This window comes from Kitasatospora sp. MBT63, assembly GCF_000710465.2.
GTDB lineage: Bacteria > Actinomycetota > Actinomycetes > Streptomycetales > Streptomycetaceae > Kitasatospora.
Window position 1 is genome coordinate 1 of the sequence record NZ_JAIZ01000714.1, and the last position, 843, is coordinate 843.

Genomic DNA, 843 nt, shown 5'->3' on the forward strand with positions numbered 1-843 from the left:
GGCGCTGGAGCGGCTGGTCGCCACCGCCGACCGGCTGGGCTCCGACGTGGTGCTGCCGCTGCCGGTCGGCCCGGACGGCCGGGCCCGCCGGCACGGGATCTTCGCCGCCCCGGCCGACCGGGTCTCCCGCACCGACCCCGCGCTGCCCTGGGCGCTGTCCGAGACCATGCTGGTCCGCCGCGAGCTGATCACCGGACACGGGCTGCGCCGCCGCCCCGACCTGCCGGTCCACGCCGAGCAGGTGTTCGCCGTCGCCGCGCTGCTGCACGCCCGCCGGATCTCCGTGACGACCGACTACGGCTACCTCCTCCCGGCGCACCGGACCGTCCCCCGGGCGGAGCCGGGCGAGGTGCTGCGCGGCGTCCGGGCCGTGCAGGAGGTGGTCGAACGGCTCACCGGGCCCGGCCCCGAACGGGACGCGATCCACGGCCGCTACTTCGGCTGGGAGCTGCCGCAGCTGCTCCAGCCGCCGTTCCTGGCCCTGGACGGCCCGGAGCAGCTGGCGGTGCTGGCGGAGACCGGCCGCCTGGTCGACCGGTACTGCTCGCCCGCCCTGTTCGTCCGGCTGCCGGTCGCCGACCGGCTGCGGCTCGCGCTCGCCCGGCGCGGCGAACTCGCCGCGCTGCGCGGCCTGATCGCCCACGAGGCGGTGCACGGCCCGCCGCCCGAGGTCCGCCGCGGCGGGCGCAGCTACGCGGGCTACCCGGCGTTCCGCGACCCCGCGCTCGGCCTGCCCGACGCGCTCTTCGAACTTCCGGGGGGCCCGGCCGTGCGGCCCCCGGGGTGGCGCCGACTGGTGCCGCGCCAGGTCAGGCGTGAGGCACGCAGGTGGCGCCGGGCCTG

1 pseudogene is annotated in these 843 nt (G+C 79.0%); it reads left to right on the plus strand.

Annotation, left to right across the window (positions count from 1 at the left end):
* Positions 1-843, plus strand: a pseudogene (locus tag AA75_RS50275) (glycosyltransferase family 2 protein); the annotation flags it as partial.